This window comes from Vagococcus jeotgali, from assembly GCF_035918315.1.
Classification (GTDB): domain Bacteria; phylum Bacillota; class Bacilli; order Lactobacillales; family Vagococcaceae; genus Vagococcus; species Vagococcus jeotgali.
The window spans coordinates 1,162,687-1,182,061 of sequence record NZ_CP142146.1 but is presented as its reverse complement, the minus strand read 5'-3'; the positions used below and the strand labels follow the sequence as shown (position 1 = coordinate 1,182,061).

Annotated in this window: 18 protein-coding genes; 14 read left to right on the top strand and 4 right to left on the bottom strand. The window is 32.8% G+C overall.

All coding sequences use genetic code 11. From position 1 onward, the window contains the following. Window positions 1-46: 46 nt before the first annotated feature. The 11 genes from VSF34_RS06060 to VSF34_RS06010 all read left to right on the top strand — a co-directional run bounded on the left by VSF34_RS06060 (window position 47) and on the right by VSF34_RS06010 (window position 11,014). Entirely contained in the window at window positions 47-982 is a 936-nt protein-coding gene (locus VSF34_RS06060; protein ID WP_326716463.1) for a hypothetical protein, read from the top strand. A gap of 322 nt (window positions 983-1,304) precedes the next feature. Next, window positions 1,305-3,239 (top strand): threonine--tRNA ligase, encoded by a 1,935-nt coding sequence (gene thrS / locus VSF34_RS06055; RefSeq protein ID WP_326716462.1) that lies wholly within the window; start codon window positions 1,305-1,307, stop codon window positions 3,237-3,239. A gap of 349 nt (window positions 3,240-3,588) precedes the next feature. Further along, entirely contained in the window at window positions 3,589-5,712 is a 2,124-nt protein-coding gene (locus VSF34_RS06050; RefSeq protein WP_326716461.1) for a penicillin-binding transpeptidase domain-containing protein, read from the top strand. Between the two features lie 130 nt (window positions 5,713-5,842). Then, window positions 5,843-5,992: a 50S ribosomal protein L33 gene (gene rpmG / locus VSF34_RS06045; protein ID WP_326716460.1), complete on the top strand. Its 150-nt coding sequence runs from the start codon at window positions 5,843-5,845 to the stop codon at window positions 5,990-5,992. A 162-nt stretch (window positions 5,993-6,154) separates the two neighbouring features. Continuing rightward, window positions 6,155-7,147 (top strand): linear amide C-N hydrolase, encoded by a 993-nt coding sequence (locus VSF34_RS06040; protein WP_326716459.1) that lies wholly within the window; start codon window positions 6,155-6,157, stop codon window positions 7,145-7,147. A gap of 299 nt (window positions 7,148-7,446) precedes the next feature. Beyond that, a complete protein-coding gene (tnpA, locus tag VSF34_RS06035) occupies window positions 7,447-7,920 on the top strand; it encodes an IS200/IS605 family transposase (protein ID WP_326716458.1) in 474 nt (157 codons plus the stop codon). A 226-nt stretch (window positions 7,921-8,146) separates the two neighbouring features. Continuing rightward, window positions 8,147-8,641, top strand: coding sequence for a 5-formyltetrahydrofolate cyclo-ligase (locus VSF34_RS06030; RefSeq protein WP_326716457.1), 495 nt, complete (start codon window positions 8,147-8,149; stop codon window positions 8,639-8,641). After that, a complete protein-coding gene (locus tag VSF34_RS06025; protein ID WP_326716456.1) occupies window positions 8,634-9,359 on the top strand; it encodes a rhomboid family intramembrane serine protease in 726 nt (241 codons plus the stop codon). The genes VSF34_RS06030 and VSF34_RS06025 overlap by 8 nt, the downstream gene beginning before the upstream one ends. Before the next feature lie 51 nt (window positions 9,360-9,410). Continuing rightward, entirely contained in the window at window positions 9,411-9,620 is a 210-nt protein-coding gene (locus tag VSF34_RS06020; RefSeq protein WP_326716455.1) for a YqgQ family protein, read from the top strand. After that, a complete protein-coding gene (locus tag VSF34_RS06015; protein WP_326716454.1) occupies window positions 9,621-10,595 on the top strand; it encodes an ROK family glucokinase in 975 nt (324 codons plus the stop codon). 17 nt (window positions 10,596-10,612) lie between these two features. Next, window positions 10,613-11,014, top strand: a complete 402-nt coding sequence (locus VSF34_RS06010; protein ID WP_326716453.1) for a rhodanese-like domain-containing protein — start codon at window positions 10,613-10,615, stop codon at window positions 11,012-11,014. 81 nt (window positions 11,015-11,095) lie between these two features. Here the strand turns inward: VSF34_RS06010 and VSF34_RS06005 are convergent, their stop codons facing one another. Both VSF34_RS06005 and VSF34_RS06000 read right to left on the bottom strand, forming a co-directional pair. Beyond that, complete coding sequence (locus VSF34_RS06005) at window positions 11,096-11,989, bottom strand: mechanosensitive ion channel family protein (protein WP_326716452.1); 894 nt, start codon at window positions 11,987-11,989, stop codon at window positions 11,096-11,098. 106 nt (window positions 11,990-12,095) lie between these two features. Beyond that, window positions 12,096-13,415: an ISL3 family transposase gene (locus VSF34_RS06000; RefSeq protein WP_311873860.1), complete on the bottom strand. Its 1,320-nt coding sequence runs from the start codon at window positions 13,413-13,415 to the stop codon at window positions 12,096-12,098. A gap of 205 nt (window positions 13,416-13,620) precedes the next feature. Between VSF34_RS06000 and VSF34_RS05995 the strand changes: the two genes are divergently transcribed. From VSF34_RS05995 to ccpA, 3 genes are all read left to right on the top strand, one after another. After that, complete coding sequence (locus VSF34_RS05995) at window positions 13,621-14,043, top strand: DUF948 domain-containing protein (RefSeq protein ID WP_326716451.1); 423 nt, start codon at window positions 13,621-13,623, stop codon at window positions 14,041-14,043. Between the two features lie 34 nt (window positions 14,044-14,077). Then, on the top strand, window positions 14,078-14,422 hold the full coding sequence (locus tag VSF34_RS05990) for a YtxH domain-containing protein (protein WP_326716450.1): 345 nt from the start codon (window positions 14,078-14,080) through the stop codon (window positions 14,420-14,422). A gap of 197 nt (window positions 14,423-14,619) precedes the next feature. Next, the gene (gene ccpA / locus VSF34_RS05985; protein WP_326716449.1) at window positions 14,620-15,621 is read left to right on the top strand and encodes a catabolite control protein A; all 1,002 of its coding nucleotides are present in this window, start codon (window positions 14,620-14,622) and stop codon (window positions 15,619-15,621) included. 63 nt (window positions 15,622-15,684) lie between these two features. Here the strand turns inward: ccpA and VSF34_RS05980 are convergent. Continuing rightward, window positions 15,685-16,829 (bottom strand): IS3 family transposase gene (locus VSF34_RS05980; protein WP_326716448.1). Its coding sequence is split into 2 segments (ribosomal slippage): window positions 15,685-16,556 and window positions 16,556-16,829, totalling 1,146 coding nucleotides; the frame shifts between segments, so codons are not numbered across the junction. 88 nt (window positions 16,830-16,917) lie between these two features. After that, on the bottom strand, window positions 16,918-19,350 hold the full coding sequence (locus VSF34_RS05975) for a transglycosylase domain-containing protein (protein ID WP_326716447.1): 2,433 nt from the start codon (window positions 19,348-19,350) through the stop codon (window positions 16,918-16,920). Between the last annotated feature and the right edge of the window lie 25 nt (window positions 19,351-19,375).

Genomic DNA, 19,375 nt, shown 5'->3' with positions numbered 1-19,375 from the left:
TTATATTAGTTAACTACCAACAAGAAATAGGGGGATAAGGACCATCTTGTTTAGTGTAGGCTCTATTGTTAACTTAGCTATATCAGCTATCTTAATGACACATTTTATTAAGTCAACTAAGATGATGAATTTTGTTAACAGTCAATTCCAATCATCGACTCAATTATTTTCTGATGAAGATACTGTGTATAAAACAAAACAGAAAAACTTTGTTGAAGGTCAAAATTTAAGTAAATCTATGCGGATTGAAGATGAAGATTTCAGTCATTTATCAGGAACAGATTATATTAATGCCTTATTTTTTAGACGTTTAAAGTGTGTTTTAAACCGCGGTGTTTATATTAAAGTTGCTATCATTAGTGCCATAGGTATGGGATTAACTTTATTTGCTTTATTTTTTCCCTTACCAAATGGGGAGACTTCTTTTGAAACAGTTTTATACAATGCGATTCCTTTTCTTTTTTATATTTTCTTTTTTATTTCAGTAGGAAGAAATGTAGTTCAAAGTATGTTTGTCAATTGTGATGTATCTGTGCTAAGTTACCCATTTTATAGACAAAAACAAGTTATCATTTCTAGTTTTTTCTACCGATTGAAAAGGATTTTTATTTATAACGGTGCTGTCAATGCTATCTTGTTCTTTTGGATTGTTGTGTTAAGTATAGTTGTTGTCGGGACAAAAGCTATCTCTTTTTTATGGGTTATCTTACTTATTATGTTAAGCTTAACTTTGTTGTTTTCTTTCCATGAGTTGTTTATTTATTATATTTTGCAACCATTCACAACTAATTTTCAAGTTGTTAATCCTGTTTATAAATGGGCTAATGGTTTGTTTTATATTTTTGCTATCATTAATTTACAAATTGATTCAGCTGACATGATTTATGTTGTATCTCTTGCAGATGTGTCACTTTTATATGTCATAATCGGTAGCATCGTCATCTCAAGAGTTGCTCCAAAAACATTTAAGTTAAAAAATTAAATATTGCTACTTGAAAAATTAACCTAAAGGTGCTTAAATAAGAGATATAGTAAATAGATATATTGTTGAGAAAGACACCAATTAGTGATTACTGTTTAACAGGGAGGAAAACCTAGACTGAGAGTTTTCTAAATAAGTCCATTAGTTGACCACTTTTGAAATACTAAGTTGAAACTTAGTCGGTCGTACCGTTAATACGCTAAGAAGATATAGTTTTATTTATATCTAAAACATTAGGTGGAACCACGATGATTCGTCCTAGTAGGCTAAATTGGCTTACTAGGACTTTTTTTATTCTATAAAACAAAAGGAGATAGAAAAAATGATTAAGATAACATTTCCAGACGGAGCAGTCAAAGAATTTGAGGAAAATGTAACAACACAAGACGTTGCTAAAAGTATTAGTAATAGCTTAGGTAAAAAAGCACTAGCAGGTAAATTTAATGGTGAGTTAGTTGATTTAACTTTACCACTTACTGAAGATGGTACTATTGAAATAGTAACGCCAGATCATGAGGATGCATTAGGTATTTTACGTCATTCGGCAGCTCATTTAATGGCAAATGCCATGAAACGCTTGTATCCAGAGATTCATTTTGGAGTAGGGCCTGCAATAGAAAATGGTTTTTACTATGATACTGATAACGGAGAAGCTGTTATCTCTGAAGAGAATTTAGCAGATATCGAAGCTGAGATGATGAAGATTGTGAAAGAAAACAATCCGATTATTAGAAAAGAATTATCACGTGAAGAAGCATTAGCTTTATTTAGTGATGATCCTTATAAAGTAGAACTAATTACTGACTTACCAGAAGATGAGGTCATTACAGTTTATGAGCAAGGTGACTTTGTTGATTTATGCCGCGGGGTTCATGTGCCTTCTACTGGTCGTATTCAAGTTTTTAAATTATTATCTGTAGCAGGTGCTTATTGGAGAGGGGATTCTGATAATGATATGATGCAACGTGTGTATGGTACAGCCTTTTTTGATAAAAAAGAATTAAAAGCTTACTTAAAAATGCGTGAAGAAGCTAAAGAGCGTGATCATCGTAAATTAGGTAAAGAACTAGATTTATTTATGATTAGTCCAGAAGTAGGCTCAGGACTACCTTTCTGGTTACCAAAAGGTGCGACAATTCGTCGTGTCATTGAGCGATATATCACTGACAAAGAATTAAGTTTAGGTTACCAACATGTTTATACACCAATTATGGCCGATGTAGAATTATACAAAACTAGTGGTCACTGGGATCATTATCATGAAGATATGTTCCCGCCAATGGATATGGGAGACGGTGAGATGTTAGTCTTGCGTCCAATGAACTGTCCACATCATATGATGGTTTATAAAAATGATATTCATAGTTACCGTGAGTTACCTATTCGTATTGCAGAACTTGGTATGATGCACCGCTATGAGAAGTCTGGTGCCTTGTCTGGGCTGCAACGCGTTCGTGAAATGACTTTAAATGATGGTCATACTTTTGTTAGACCTGATCAAATCAAAGATGAGTTTAAACGTACACTAGAACTTATGATAGCTGTTTATGAAGATTTTGATATTACTGATTACCGCTTCCGTTTAAGCTACCGTGATCCTAATAATACTGAAAAATACTTTGATGATGATGAGATGTGGAAAAAAGCTCAATTTATGCTAAAAGAAGCCATGGATGAAATGGAGTTAGAGTATTTTGAAGCAGATGGTGAGGCAGCCTTTTATGGTCCTAAACTAGATGTGCAGGTAAAAACTGCTATGGGCATTGAAGAAACATTATCAACTATTCAGCTAGATTTCTTATTACCAGAACGTTTTGATTTAACTTATGTAGGTGAAGATGGGGAAAATAATCATCGACCAGTGGTTATTCATAGAGGAATTGTCTCAACAATGGAGCGCTTTGTTGCCTACTTAACAGAAGTATATAAAGGGGCTTTCCCAACTTGGTTAGCACCAGTTCAAGGAACAATTATTCCAGTTAATCTTGATTTACATAGTGACTATGCTCTTAGTATTAAAGAAAAATTAAATGCTCATGGGCTTCGCTTTGATGTGGATCTTAGAAACGAGAAAATGGGATATAAAATTCGTGAATCTCAAACTCAAAAAATTCCTTACCAAATTGTCGTGGGAGATAAAGAGTTAGATAATGGTGAAGTCAATGTTCGTCGTTATGGTAGTAAAGAAACAGAAACTATGAACGTAGACATGTTTGTGGACTCAGTTGTAGTCGAAGTGAAAAATTTCAGTAAGTAAATATGATAACACCATCTCACATATTAATTTTTAAGTAGTGAGATAGTGGGGTTGCTTTTCTTAACTATATAAAAAAATGAAAGTAAGAGATTGGTTCTTATGCCAATCTCTTTTTCTATTGGTTTAGGAACAAATACCCAATAAGTTATCTTTGTTCTAAAATAACAGCTAGTAAAGAGATGAAGTATAGATTAAATACTAACTAATTGATTTTGATGAAAACATTTTTAAAATTTATGCAAAGAAGAATACTTTTCATTGAAAAAGAAAAGAAATAATGAGATACTCGTATTTGTTAATAAGGCAGTGTGTCCTTTGAGTAATAAGTGAATGAGGAGATTTTATATATATGAGTCAAAAGAATAAAGGCTGGCTTCCTTTTCGAAAAAAACAAAGTAAAAAAGGAAAATCCCATGTGCCGATTAGATTAGATTTTTTATTTTTTATTGTATTTATTTTATTTACAATGTTAATTGTCAGATTATCTGATTTACAAATTAAAAATCAAGAAAAATATCAAGAAATTGTTGTGAGTGGTCAAAAAAAGGTCATTCAAGAAAAAGCCCCACGTGGGAATATTTATGATTCAAATGGTACGTTGTTAGTTGGTAATAAAGCTAGCCAAGCAGTATTATTTACTAGAAGTGTTGGTATGACGGCTGAAGAAATCAGAGAAGTAAGCAAACAAATTGTTGATTTAATTGATATAAAACCAGATAAATTAACTCAAAGAGATAAAAAAGATTACTGGCTATCTGATCCTGAGAATTTAATGGTTGCTCAAAAAAGATTAACTGTTGGTGATAAGGTTAATAAAAAGGGTGAGCAATTATCTGAGGGAGATTTGTATGGTAAAGTTGTTGATAAAGTTTCAGATGACGAAATTAATTTTAATGATGAAGAGATGCGAAGAGCTACAGTGTTTAAACGTATTAATAGTACAGCAGCTCTGCAACCTGTTACTATTAAAAATAACGGTGTCACCCCTCAAGAGATTGCCAAAGTTGGAGAGAATGCAGCGACAATTCCAGGAATTAGTGTTGGAACCGATTGGACCCGTGATTATCCAGAAAATGACCAAATCAGGTCGATTTTAGGAACTGTTTCTTCTGAAAAACAAGGCTTACCCGAAAATGAATTGGATGAATATTTGAAAAAAGGATATGAACGTAACGATCGTGTTGGTTTGAGTTACTTAGAAAAATCATATGAAGATACGCTAAAGGGTAAAAAAGGTGAGTCGGAAATAGCGACAGACAAAAATCAAAAAATCATTTCCAAAAAAGAAGTTAAGCCAAGTGAGAATGGTGACAACTTAAAATTAACAATTAACTTAGATTTCCAACGTCGTGTTGAAGAGATTGCCGAAAATAATTTTAGTTACTTACAAAATTCTGGTAAGGCTGATTATGCTCCTGGAATATACGTTGTAGCCACAGACCCTAAGACAGGTGCTGTGTTGTCAATGGTAGGGTTATCTAAAAATGAGGAAACTGGTAAATTAGAAGATGACGCTCTTGGAACAATTAGTAAAGCGTTTGTTCCAGGCTCTTCCATTAAAGGTGCTACTGTTATGGCAGGATACCAAAACGGGGTGATTTCTGGAAATGAGACTATGATAGATGCGCCAATGATTTTTCAAGATGGCACTCATAAATCATCATTGTTTAACCAGTATAGCTCTATCCCTCTAACAACAGAACAAGCACTGGAAGTATCATCAAACGTTTATATGATGAAAATTGCTTTAGGTTTGATTGGTACAGAATATTCTGAAAAAATGACGTTACCTCTTGATACGGGTTTATTTGATAAACTAAGAAAAACGTATAATCAGTTTGGCTTAGGTACTGAAACAGGGATTGATATTCCAAATGAATCAGTAGGTGTTATTAATGAAGTTTATACAGATAAAGATGGCAATTATTTACCAGGAATTATGGGTAATGCTCTAGATTTATCTTTTGGTAACTATGAAGCTTACACTCCAATGCAACTTAATCAATACGTTGCTACTATTGCCAATGGTGGAACAAGAATCGCTCCTCATATTGTAGGTGGTATTTATGGAACAGATGATAAGGGTGAAGTAGGTAAAGAAATAAAAGCTATTGAACCAAAAGTCATGAGTAAGATTGAAGATAAAGATGCTGAGTTTGAAATTATTCAGAATGGATTTTATGGTGTTGTAAATGGACCGATGGGAACAGGTCATCGTTTACAAGGTGCCAGTTTACCTATCGCAGCTAAAACAGGTACAGCTGAAACATTTGCTGTAGATCCAAAAACAGATAAAGTAGTTGAAGTAATCAATAGTACTATTGTAGGCTATGCACCTTATAATGACCCAACAGTTGCAGTTAGTGTTATGATTCCACAAATTAAAGACGATGATGATGAGATCAATCGTATTATACTAAGAGAAGTAATTGATGCATATAATGATGTTTATAATACACAAAACCAAAATTAAGTGTCATTTGTTGTAAAGTAAAACTCCTTAACAAAATTTCTAAAAAGTATAGATATTTCATTTGAAACATGTTATGATATTCAAGTGTCAAGTGATACTTGAATATTTTTATTTTCGGAGGGAAACTATAATGCGTATTAACATCACATTAGAATGTACAGAATGTAAAGAAAGAAATTATCTTTCTAACAAAAACAAACGTAACAACCCAGATCGTTTGGAACTTAAAAAATATTGTCCACGTGAACGTAAGGTAACGCTGCACCGTGAAACAAAATAATTTTTAATGATTGTGAGCTAGAAGCCTTACGCGTTAAGGTTTCTAGCTTTTTTATTTTTACTTCATATATATTCAAGTCATATCATAAGGCTTATAACACTAGAATTTTTATTGCTTATGCTTATGTTAGAATGGATGTATCAAAATAATAGGGGTCATTTTATGTGTACATCATTAATTTATCAATCTCAGGATAAAACTAACTTTTTAGCTAGAACAATGGACTTTGCTTTTGAGTTAGATGCTGCACCTGTTTATTTACCAAAGGGCTATGTCATCAAAAGTGAAGTTGGAGCTGACGTCACTTTTGAAAATAAATATGCCCTATTAGGCGCTGGTCGTAAGTTAGAAGAGTATTTTTTTGCTGATGGATTAAATGAAAAAGGTTTGGCAGTTTGTGCTCTTTATTTTAGTGATTATGCTGAATATAATCCAAATGAAGAAGCAGATAAAATTAATGTTGCTCCTCATGAGTTTGTTACCTGGGTATTAGGTAATATTGCCAGTGTTGAAGAATTTAAGAAACAAGCCGAAAACATTAATGTAGTTGCTGTTAAAAATAATTTATTAGACATTGTTGTGCCACTACACTGGATTATTTCTGATAAGACAGGAGCTTCTGTAATTGTAGAAATTACAAAAAATGGTATGGCAGTTTATGATAACGAAGTACATGTTATGACTAACTCTCCAGAGTATCCATGGCACTTAGCTAACTTAAATCATTATTCATTTTTAACTAATAAAGTAACACCAGCAAGTCATTTTTATAATTTTAAACCAGATGCTGGAGAACTAGGTAATGGGTCACTAGGTCTACCTGGAGACTATACTTCAGAATCTCGCTTCATTAGAACAGTGTTTCATGCAGAATTTACTCAACCTGGAAAAGATACGCTATCAGCTATCAATAGCTTGTTCCACGTTTTATCTTCAGTTGATATTCCGTATGGTTCTAAAGTGAAAGATGATGGTACTTTTGATTATACACAGTATACTTTTGTGATGGATTTAACCCACTTAGACTACTATATGTCAGCATATCAAGATACATACCCATCTAAGATTTCACTTAATTCAGAGTTGTTAACTCATACTGATCCAGTTGTTTTTGGATTAAGTAAGGTACAACAATTTAATGTAGTTACTCCGTAGTATTTTATCTACTTTTCTTCAAAGAAATTTGATTGTTTAAAAATCTTAAGTATGATATGATTTTTTTTATAATATCTGTATAAAAAGTCTTGATGCTTAGTTGACATTAAACAATAATTAATATTGGAAAGCTAGAAGCCTTTTTACATAAGGCTTCTATTTTTTTATATGTACTGAAAACCACCTGCTATGCAGGTGGTTCTAAAGAGCTTCTAGCGTGGTATTAAAAAAGCCTCCTAAGATGATAAGATAGATTTGGTTTCCCGACCACAAACTATCAAATCACAAGGAGGTTCCTTATGAAAAAGGACAATCAAAGTTTATCACACACAACATGGAAATGTAAGTATCACATAGTTTTTGCTCCTAAATATAGACGCCAAATAATTTATGGAAAGTACAAAAAAAGCATAGGAGAAATATTACGAGATCTATGTGAAAGAAAAGGTGTTGAAATTATTGAAGTGAATGCTTGTAAAGATCATATCCATATATTAGTAAGTATACCACCTAAACTAAGTGTTTCTAGTTTTATAGGGTATTTAAAAGGTAAAAGTAGTTTAATGATTTTTGATAGGCATGCAGAATTGAAATATCGTTATGGGAACAGAAAATTTTGGTGTCGAGGTTATTATGTAGACACAGTTGGTAGAAATAAAAAACAAATTGAAGAATACATAAGAAATAAAATTCAAGAAGATTATGTAGCAGATCAACTTACGTTATTTGAAGAGTATGATCCATTTACAGGAGAAAAAAACAAAAAGAATTGAATAAGTAATCCTTTTAGGATTAGCGAGTAAATGTGGTGCACGAGGGGAACCATTCAGTAAGCCTTTTAGGCTTAGGCCGGAAAAAGAGGCTTCCAGCCGAAGAACAAACCTCCAGTTCACACTGGAGGTTTTGATTTTATGAATTTGAAGTGAGAGAAGGTAAGTTATGAAATCTAACATCAGGAAAGAGACATTAGAGAAATTAAATCAGTTGTCTCAATATTCTATGAAAAAAAATACTTGGGAAAAAGTTTTATATGAGAAGTTATTTGCAAGTAAAGAGTGGCAGGAAGCAAAAGTAGTTGCCACAACGTTATCTATGCCAATAGAGTGCGATACAACACCCATTGTTAAAAGAGCTTTTTTAGAAAAAAAACAAATTGTCTTACCTAAAACCAAAAAAGGTGGCATAATGGATTTTTATTTAGTTACAAAAGAAACTAGAATAGAGAAAACTAATTTTGGCGTTTATGAACCTATCACTAATCATAAGGTCAGCAAATCTTTTATTGATTTAATTATTGTACCCGGAGTCGCATTTTCTAAAGAAGGTTATAGAGTTGGTTTTGGTGGTGGCTTTTATGACCGGTATTTAGTTGGCTATTCGGGTAATACCATTAGCTTAGTTTTTCCTGAACAGTTACTCTTAGAATTTTTACCAGAATCACATGATATTTTAGTACAGAAATTATTGGAAGTGGGAGAAGATAGAGATGAATAAAGTTAATGTGACATGGGAGCGGTTAAAAAATGGTCCATACTGGACTTATCTATTTTTAGGTATACAGATAATTATATATATATTAATGGAGCTTACAGGGCTTAAAAAGGGGATTATGAATGGATCAGAGAATGTAAGTATTTTAATGAATTTTGGTGCTATTACCAAATATTCAATTATCGTTAATCATCAATATTGGCGGTTTGTTACACCGATATTTGTGCATATTGGCTTCTTCCATCTTCTATTGAATTCCTTAAGTTTATACTTTGTCGGTCGAATACTCGAGCCTTTAATCGGTCACTGGAGATATGTTATAGTATATCTTTTAAGTGGTATTTTAGGTAATCTTTTAAGTTTTGGTTTTGGTTCAGATTACTCTATCTCAGCAGGAGCAAGTACATCAATTTTTGGTATTTTTGCGGCTTTTATTGTATTAGGACGTATTTATCCTAATCATCCTGCTATTCAACATTTATCAAGAAATATGGCTCTTCTAATTGCTATGAACTTGATTATGAATATTTTCTCAACAGGTGTTGATATGTTGGGGCACATTGGTGGGGCAATTGGAGGCGTTTTACTGATGATTATGGTAGGCACACCTAACAATCCATATGTTTACAAACATAAAATAAAACTAAGCAATCGATTGCTTTCGCTAGTAGGATTTATCGGGTTAGTTATTTTCTGTCTATATAAAGGTTTTTCATATTAATTTTTAAGAAAAGTAATCAATTATAGTGATATAGAAAATGGATGTGGTAAAATGAGAACAGTTTATGATGTACAGCAACTTCTAAAAAAATATGGAACTATTATACATTTAGGCAATCGGTTGTGGGATATTGAATTGATGATGATAGAATTAAAGCAGCTAGAAGAGGTTGGTGTGTTGGATAGTGAGACTTTCATTCAAGCAATGTTAGTTTTGAAGCGTGAGCATCATGATGAAGAAAAACGTCAGGAGGAGAAATAAGTGAGTAAAAAATTAATAGGAATTGATTTAGGTGGGACGACAGCAAAATTTGCAATCTTAACAGAGTCAGGTGATATTCAACAAAAGTGGAGTATTCCGACCAATATTGAAGATGAAGGTTCTCATATTGTACCAGATATCATTGCCTCTATTAAGCATCGGTTAGGATTATATGGCATGACTCCTAGTGACTTTGTAGGTATTGGCATGGGGACACCAGGAACTGTTGATAAAGAAAATGGAACGGTAATAGGTGCCTATAACTTAAATTGGAAGACGCTTCAAGAAATAAGAAAACCAATTGAAGAGGCTTTTGGTATTCCTTTTGATTTAGACAATGATGCCAATGTTGCAGCTCTTGGTGAAAGATGGAAAGGTGCTGGTAATAACTCTCCAGATGTGACACTTATTACTCTTGGGACTGGTGTTGGGGGAGGCATTATCGCTGAGGGTCACTTATTACATGGAGCAGCTGGTGCAGCAGGGGAGATTGGACATATAACAGTAGACCCGACTGGTTTTGATTGTACTTGCGGTAAAAGGGGTTGTCTAGAAACGATCACTAGTGCCACAGGGATTGTTCGTCTAGCTAGAGAGATGTCTGAGGAATTCTCAGGAGAATCAGAACTTAAGAACATGATTGATGACGGACAAATGGTAACGAGTAAGGATGTTTTTGACTTAGCTAAAACGGAAGATGATTTTGCATTACTAGTTGTAGATAAAGTTTGTTTTTATTTAGGTCTAGCTTGTGGTAATATTGGTAATATGTTAAACCCAAGTGATATTGTAATTGGTGGGGGTGTCTCTGCTGCAGGTGAATTTTTAATTGAAAAAGTGCAACATTATTTCGAAGAGTTTACATTTCCTCAAGTAACAAACAGCACATCAATAAAATTAGCTGAATTAGGTAATGCGGCAGGGGTCATTGGTGCAGCATCACTTGCTTTGAAGTTTAGCGAAAATAATAAGTAAAGAAAGGTAAATGTCTCGTGGGTTTTTTAGGAACAGTTAGTGTTATTTTGTTAGTAGTTATCATAGGTTATATCTTGTATAAATTGTTTTTCGCTTTTAAACGTAAGCGTTCTGCTGAGTGGATTGAGCAAGATAAGTTACAAGAAATCATGCGCTCAGCCCAAGTTATTGATGTAAGGGAGAAAACAGATTTTGATCGTGGTCATATCTTAGGAGCTAGAAATATTCCTTATACAATGGCAAGAGCACATAAAGAGTACTTATTAGCTATTAGAAAAGATACGCCTATCTATTTATATGATAACCGTAACACAATGGCAATTTACATGGCCGGCTTGTTAAAAAAAGAAGGATATACAAATATCCATATTTTAAAGGGCGGCTATATGAATTGGACAGGTAAGACCAAAACGAAATAGTTGCTTGGTCTAACATAACTAAATAATGAAAAAACATCTCTGAAAAGACTAAAAATAGTCTTTTCAGAGATGTTTTTTTGTTTAAACAGATAAGTTAATAGGACTTGTTGGTATTGAGATACCATTATTAGTTAGCGCTTCTACGTAAGCTGTAGTCATTTTTGATTTGACTTTTACTTGATCCTCACTTATCACGTATACAGAAGCTCTAATAGCAAAATTACCATTTCCTAAGTCAGTTAAACCGATAATTTGAGGTTTAGAACGAACGTCTTCTAAATTATCAATATTTTCCTCATTGACTTTTTCCATAATAGAGATGATTTTGTCAATGTCATCATCAGGATGAACTCGAATATCTACGCAAATTTGCTGATTACCTCGGGAGAGATTACTCACAACTAAAATCTCACGGTTAGGAATATAGTTCATAGTTCCATTGGAACTTTTGACTTTAGTAGTTCGAAGTCCGATATCATCAACCGTTCCTTCAATTGAATCAATGATGACATAATCTCCAACATCTAGTTGGCGTTCATAGATTAAGAAAAATCCAGTGATGATATCATTGATGAAGCCTTGTGCACCAAGCCCAATAGCTATCCCAGCAATTCCTGCCCCAGCAATTAAAGATGCTACAGGTACACCGATAATAGTTAAAACAGAGTAGAGTCCAACGAAAAATAAAGAATACTGGATTGCGTTATCTGAAATTGTTCGTAAGGTTTTAACACGATTTTCACTATAATTATCTTTCTTTTGATAGTTTTCAAAAGATTTATTAACAATAGCAAAAAGCATTTTTTTAACAATCAAAAGAAAAATCAAGAGAAGAATTACTAAGATAACTTTATTAACCACTGTTCCAAAAATTTTATCCCAATCTTGAGAGTTAAAAAACTCATGGAATCCTTTAACATTTTTAGAAGCCTGAACAATTACTTCAGGCTCTTGGGTACTAGTTGTTTCTTTCAAAAATAAACACCTCGATATATGTAATGTTTTTAATTCTAGCCAATATAAATATACGACATATAATGGCTCTTTGTCAAATGATGTGGATGAGTAAAATTAAGTGAATTTAGGCAGCAGAAACCGAATGGTTTTTGCTGCTTTTTTGTTTGTCTTTAAAACTAAGTAAAATTCTGTATTTATAGTTCTGAAAATTTCTATAGCCGTAAGCTATTCGTTTGATTAATTTAATTTTGTTTATGGAACCTTCTAAACAACCATTTGAATAAGCGTATTTAAAGGTGTTTTCAATTCTTGGTAAATGCTTCTTTAGTGTTCGAATCGAGGTTTTCATTGGAATAGAGATATCTTCGTTAGCTAATAATAATAGATCAGAAAAAGTGTCAAAATCATTGTTTTTACTACAGTATAATAGTTCTTGATAAAGTTTATAAGTTTCTGATAACTCTTTGTTTAAGCTAAGTAAATAATCCATGACATCTGTTTCAGGTAAAATACTCTTAAATAAACGCTGATAACGATAATCTGTATAATTCAATTCATTAGAATCTTTTAAAAAGAGTTTCCAATATTTTTTTAGTTTTCGATAATTTTTCATGTCAGTTACATTCGATGTGCGATAACGATTCATCGTCTTAATTCTAGTTATGTTTAAAGAGCGACTGATAAGTTGAACTAAGTGAAAGCGATCAATAATCACCTCAGCATTAGGAAATAGCCTTTTGGCTAATTTAAAATAGGCTGCATTCATATCAACGACAATTGTTTTTACTTGGCGACGAACCTTTAGAGAGTACTTAAGAAAGTGTTTCTCTAGTGTTAGCTTTTTATTATCAATGAGAATATCGATAATTTGGTGTGTAGAGGAATCAGAGTAAATAAAACTGTACTTGCCACTATTGTTTTTAACCGAAGTAAATTCATCAAAACAAAGGTTTTGAGGTAAATATAAAAATTGATTAGATAAGTCTTTACCACCAGATACTAAAATTCTATTAATCGTTGTTGATGAAACAAAATGTCTTTTAGCTAAATCTTTAAACGAGATAGCATCACTTAACTCAATAAGAATTGATTGCTTCACTCTTTTAGCGATAAAACAATGTTTCTCAATTTCTGAAGATTCAGCTAGAAAAGAGGAGTCACAATGACGACAAAGAAATCTCTGTTTCTTTAATAAAAGATAGGTTGGGTAGTGAGCCACACTTAACCACTTTATTCGAGAAGAAATAAACCCATTTTTCACAATAGAAAATTGTTCATTTTTAATGCCACAACAAGGACAAGCCGAAGGAGTGTAAGTAAGAATACCTTTATAAATCTTGGATCTTATCCCTTTAATAAGCTGTTCCTCACAAAAAATAGAATCGAAATAAATATTTTTATCTTTTAAATCTAGCGATAGTCGAATACAATGGTTATGAGACATACGAATCTTCCTTTCTAAAATTTGGTTTGGTCACTTTAATTTTAACGGGAAAGTTCGTATGTTTCTATTATTTTGTAAAAAAATAGATGCGAATGAATTTCTTCATCCACATCAAAAATTATACAACCCATATAATTGGTTGAGAAATCAAAGAGATAATGGTATTCTAAGATTAGTCATTTAACGAAAGGTAGGAGAAAATTCTATGACAGGTACAGAAGTAGCAGCATTAATAGCAGCCATCGCTTTCGCCGTTTTAGTAGTCGTTATTATATTCTTTTTAATACAATTGAATAAAAATTTAACACAATCTACACAAAAAGTAAACCAAATTTTAGATAAATCAGATAAAACGATTACTGTGTTAACAGATGATGTGGACGTTTTGTTAAAACAAAGCGAAGAATTACTAGTAAATGGTAACGAACTCTTGGCTGATGTGAATCAAAAAGTTGAGACAATTGACCCGTTATTTCAAGCTATAGCTGATTTAGGAGAGAGCGTATCTGAAATCAATGCCTCAAGCAAAGAAGTACTAGCTAAAGTAGGAGATGTTAGTCGTTCGGCATCAAAAGCAGCAATAATTGGTAAGACAGCTAAAACAGCAGTTAATCTGTTTAGAAGATAATAAAAAGATAGGCAGCTATCTAGGGGGATAATACATGTCAAAAAAATCAAGTGGTTTTCTAATGGGAATGATAGTAGGAGGTACAGCAGCAATTTTGCTAACACCTAAAAGTGGAAAAGAAATTTACAGTGAATTAATCGCTCATTTAGATGGAGCAACTGAGGGTAAAGTAAGTCACTACCTTGAAATTGCCAAAGAAATAACTGCTGTTGAAAACTTAAATAAAGAAACAACTACTGTGACAGATCTATTTCAATCAGTAAGTCAAGACTCATCTAAAGACATTGAAATTGAGATTGAAGAAGATATTATTTTAGAAGATCAACATATGACAGATGATATCTCAATGGTTATCAATATTAATAACGAAAGTAATTAGTACTTGATAATTGTTGTATCAGCTATTATAGAAAAGGTGCTTACTCAAGGCATCTTTTTTTATGAAAAAAACATTAATTTTCATGAAAGTGTTTTTAAAACGCTTGCAAAAAGCCTTTGTTTCTGATAGTCTAAAATAACTAACAAGTAATAAACAAGATTCGTATAACTATCTAATGATAAAGGGAGAATAACCTTATGGAAAAACAAACTATTACAATTTATGATGTGGCTAGAGAAGCTGGCGTATCTATGGCAACTGTATCACGTGTTGTCAATGGTAACCCAAATGTGAAGCCTGCAACAAGAAAAAAAGTTCTTGAAGTTATTGATAAATTAGATTATCGTCCAAATGCAGTTGCGCGTGGATTAGCAAGTAAAAAAACGACAACTATTGGCGTTATCATTCCGGATGTAAGTAATACTTACTTTGCATCTTTAGCTAGAGGAATAGATGATGTGGCAACGATGTATAAATATAATATCATTTTAGCTAATTCTGATGGTGATGATGTGAAAGAAATAAACGTGTTAAATACATTACTTGCTAAACAAGTAGATGGTATTATGTTTATGGGTAACCATTTAACTGAACAAATTAGAGGAGAGTTTTCAAAATCTAAAACCCCTGTTGTTCTAGCAGGTTCAATAGACCCTGACAATCAAGTTGGTTCAGTTAATATCGACTATGAAAAAGCAACGGAAGAAGCAACAACAACATTAATCTCTACTGGTAATAAAAAAGTTGCCTTTGTATCAGGACCTTTAGTAGATCCTATTAATGGGGTTTACCGCCTAAATGGTTATAAAAAAGCATTAGCTAATTATCAACTTGATTTCAATGAAGGCTTAGTCTTTGAGGCAGAGTATGATTATAAATCAGGGCTTGGTTTACATGAGAGAATAATGAATAGTGGAGCAACTGCTGCTATGGTGTCTAGTGATGTTTTAGCTGTTGGTTTGATGAATAGCTTAACTGATCGAGGGATTAAAGTACCAGAGGAGTTTGAGATAATTACAAGTAATAATACGTTGTTTGCCGATATGGCACGACCAAGTATTACAAGTATTTCTCAACCTTTATACGATATTGGTGCTGTATCAATGCGTCTTTTAACAAAATTAATGAATAAAGAAGAAATTGAAGAGGAAGAAATCATTTTACCTCACAGCATGATTAAACGTCAATCAACTAAATAAAAAAAGCTGACTAGCTAGTCGGGACTGACCCAATAAATTAAGACACAAACAAAAAAGCATGTGTTAGGCTATAGATTTACGATATTCTATCGGAGATTTATAGTCTAATTTTTGTTGAATTCGAATTTTATTATAATAATTAATGTAATCTATAACCGTCTGTATTACAATAGATGTAGGTTCATTATTGAGCCTATCTAGGTAGAACGTTTCAGACTTTAGAGAGGAATGAAACGATTCGATACAAGCATTATCTGATGGTGTCCCTTTGCGGGACATACTCATGGTAATGCTTTTTCTTTGTACTTCTTTTTGATAACGGTATGAAGTGTAAACAGATCCTTGATCACTATGTAGTAAACAATCTGTTACTTCAGGTAATTGTTCCAACGTTTCAAGTACAAAATTAATATCTTGTTTTTCACCAATATTGTAGGCAATAATCTCACCATTATACAAATCCATGATAGAGGATAAATAGAGCTGCTTTCTCCCAAAAGGTAGATAAGTAATATCTGTCACTAGCTTTTGGAATCGTTTATTAGAAGTAAAATGACGGTTCAATTTATTTTCAACAACCTTAAAAGGTTGTCCCATTTTTTTACGTTTTTTAACTTTTACTTTGCAATTCCAATTATATTTTTGCATGATGCGTTGGACAGTATTTTTACTTACTTTTTTCTCCCTATTTAAGAGAGCAGTGATTTTTCTATAACCATATCTATATTTATTTTCTAAACATAGTCTTTGTATGTCTAATTCTAACTCTGTTAATTCACCAATATTTTTATCCTTAAGCCATCTATAATACGTAGAACGAGGTATTTGGAATAAGCGACACAACTCAGTAACAGTTATTTTCCCCTTCATACTAGAGACTAACTCTATGAATACTTTTGGCTCCACATCCTTTCCAATTCGTTGTACTTTTTTAGTATCTCTAGTTGCTGAGTTAAAAACCTATTTTCAACTTTTAATTGTTCTGTTTCAGACACATATTCAGGTCCTTTATTAAAGCTATACTGCTTTCCAACTGGTTGGAGGAACCTATGGGTTTCTCCATTTCTATACCAACGCCACCACGTTTCAACTTGTGTTTTATTTTTAATATTTAACTCTACCATTATTTCTTTAGTTGTCATTCCAGATAATTTTAATTCAATGACCTTATTTTTCACTTCGATTGGGTATGCTACTCTTGTTCCCATCAAAAAACACCTCCTGTTAAATTCATTTTAATCGAATTCAACAGAAAGTGCTTTTTTATTGTGTCTTATTATTTTGGGTCAGTTCAAGTCAGCTTTTTTTCTTCTTTGTTTCTTTTTTTGTTTTAGGTTTTTCTTTTGGTGCGGGTTTTTTCTCAGGTGGTCTGGTATAGGGAGTGAATGAGCGCCAAGCGTCCTGATAGTTGCTATCGGTGCCACCAATACCAAATCTAAACTGGCTATAAGGTACTTCGTCAGTAGCGTATAGATTAGTTGTCTCTTTTGAGCCTTTTAAATCAATACGTCTACCATCAACTTGTACAATACCAGGCTTTTCTCCTGTGAATTCTGCAACTTTTTCTTTTTTAACCGAAGAGTCTAAACTAAATTTTTGATCAACACCGAAAATATCTGGGTGTCTTTGATAGACGTAATTAGTAACATCAGCCCAATAAATCATGTTTTGTTTGTTCCATGTTTTATACATCTCTGTTGGTTCATCATAACCTATCCAACTACTTAAGGTAATGGTAGGTGTTGATGCTGTAAACCAGTAATCTTCTTGGTTTTCAGAAGTCCCTGTTTTTCCAACCCAATCAGCATTAGCTAAGGTTGCGCTATGATTATATAAAGTATTTCTAGCTTCTTGACCTGTTCCACTTTTTAAAACATCACGCATCATATCATTCATGATAGAAGCAGTAGCTGGTTTAAATACCTCAACAGGATTTTTTTCATGTTCAAAAATTGTCTCACCATCATTGTTTACAATTTTATCAATAGAATAGCCTGCATTATAAATCCCTTTATTAGCTAAAGTAGCATATGCTTCTGTTTCTTCTAAAACAGTTAAACCATGATCTGTACCTCCAAGAGGAATTGATTCTCTGTAATATTCATCAGGGTTTAGTCCTATATTCATTTTATCAAAATAGATTTTAGGGTCCGTTTCTTCTAGTAACTGATTATAAAGATTGACCACAGGGATATTTAAGGACCATTTCAGAGCATCTCTTGTTGTTTTAAAACTATTGCTTCCTTTATCTGAATAATTTTTAACTTCTTGCCCGCTATGATATTTTAATGGATAATCTGATAATCTAGATTCAGAACCAATTAAGCCCACGTCAATGGCTGGAGCATAAGCTAATATTGGTTTCATAGTCGAACCTGGAGAACGTCTTGTTTGGAAAGCATGGTTATTTTGATTTTCACTATAGTTACGCCCGCCAATAAAGCCATATATTCTTCCAGATTTATTATCCATTAAGACGCTACCTGTCTCAATCGTCTGTCCTCTACCATCATCTAGTACATACCCATATTGATCTACAGCTTCTTGCATGGCATTATGAATATCTTTATCAATTGTTGAGTGGATAGTATATCCATTACGACTAATGTCTGTTTTTGCTTTTTCAAAATATTTAAGGTAAAGCTGCTCAGAATCATTGATTTCTTCTTCTGTAATACCATCTGCTTCGTAATAGGTTGGCATTAATACCCTAGCAGCCTCATCATATATGTAGTTATACAAAAAACCAGTGTTGTAAATTTCTTTTGGGCTAGCTGGAATAAAATCTTTTTTTAAATCATATTCTTTAGCTTTGTCATACTCTTCTTTAGATATGAATTTTTTTCGGTACATATTATAAAGCACATCATTTTTTCGATTTAATCCAGCTTCAACATCTTCCTTCATCGTTCCTTCATTTGTGTATGGTGTATATTCAATTGGACTTTGAGGAAGACCTGCTAAAAAGGCAGCTTGAGGAAGTGAGACATCTTTAGCAGAGACACCAAATACCCCTTGGGCAGCTTCTTCAATACCAGCAATATTTTCCCCGTGATTATTACGACCAAAAGGAGAGACGTTTAAGTAAGTTACTAAAATATCTTCTTTTGAAAAAGTCTCCTCCGTTTTTAAAGCCAGTAACATTTCAGAAGCTTTTCGTTTATATGAAGTTTCATTTGTTAATAATTGTTGCTTAACCAGCTGTTGAGTAATCGTTGAACCACCTGATGTACTACCAACACCTAAGATATCAGATAAGGTGGCCCTTGCAATAGCTTTAGGGACAATACCTTGGTGCTCATAAAAATTTTCATCCTCCGTAGCAACTAAAGCATTTTTAATAAGTGGTGAAATACTTTTTCCTATCACTTTTGTTCTGACTAAATCTGATTGAATAACAGAAATCAAGGAACCGTCTGCATAAGTCATTCTAGATTGTTGGTCTAAATCATGAATTTGTTTCTCCAAATCTTTTTTATCAGGTACCTCTACTGTTTTAACTAGAGATCCAAAATACCCAACACCTGCACCAAGACCAAACATTCCTAAAGCTAAGAGACCAATAAATAAAACAATGATAATTGATTTTAAAACTCGGTATATCACATTAACTGAAAAGAAAAACTTGTTTTTTTCTTTATGTGCTTTTTCTTCTTGTAAATAATCTGTTCTCGTTTGATTAGTGGGGTCATTATTTTCTAAATGATTTGACTCATTTAAATCATCCAATTAATCACCTCCATTTTTATGTCAT

Coding starts and splice junctions, on each gene's coding strand:
- thrS (WP_326716462.1), top strand. CDS start 1,305: ATGATTAAGATAACATTTCCAGACGGAGCAGTCAAAGAATTTGAGGAA.
- VSF34_RS06050 (WP_326716461.1), top strand. CDS start 3,589: ATGAGTCAAAAGAATAAAGGCTGGCTTCCTTTTCGAAAAAAACAAAGT.
- rpmG (WP_326716460.1), top strand. CDS start 5,843: ATGCGTATTAACATCACATTAGAATGTACAGAATGTAAAGAAAGAAAT.
- VSF34_RS06040 (WP_326716459.1), top strand. CDS start 6,155: ATGTGTACATCATTAATTTATCAATCTCAGGATAAAACTAACTTTTTA.
- tnpA (WP_326716458.1), top strand. CDS start 7,447: ATGAAAAAGGACAATCAAAGTTTATCACACACAACATGGAAATGTAAG.
- VSF34_RS06030 (WP_326716457.1), top strand. CDS start 8,147: ATGAAAAAAAATACTTGGGAAAAAGTTTTATATGAGAAGTTATTTGCA.
- VSF34_RS06025 (WP_326716456.1), top strand. CDS start 8,634: ATGAATAAAGTTAATGTGACATGGGAGCGGTTAAAAAATGGTCCATAC.
- VSF34_RS06020 (WP_326716455.1), top strand. CDS start 9,411: ATGAGAACAGTTTATGATGTACAGCAACTTCTAAAAAAATATGGAACT.
- VSF34_RS06000 (WP_311873860.1), bottom strand. CDS start 13,415: ATGTCTCATAACCATTGTATTCGACTATCGCTAGATTTAAAAGATAAA.
- VSF34_RS05995 (WP_326716451.1), top strand. CDS start 13,621: ATGACAGGTACAGAAGTAGCAGCATTAATAGCAGCCATCGCTTTCGCC.
- VSF34_RS05990 (WP_326716450.1), top strand. CDS start 14,078: ATGTCAAAAAAATCAAGTGGTTTTCTAATGGGAATGATAGTAGGAGGT.
- ccpA (WP_326716449.1), top strand. CDS start 14,620: ATGGAAAAACAAACTATTACAATTTATGATGTGGCTAGAGAAGCTGGC.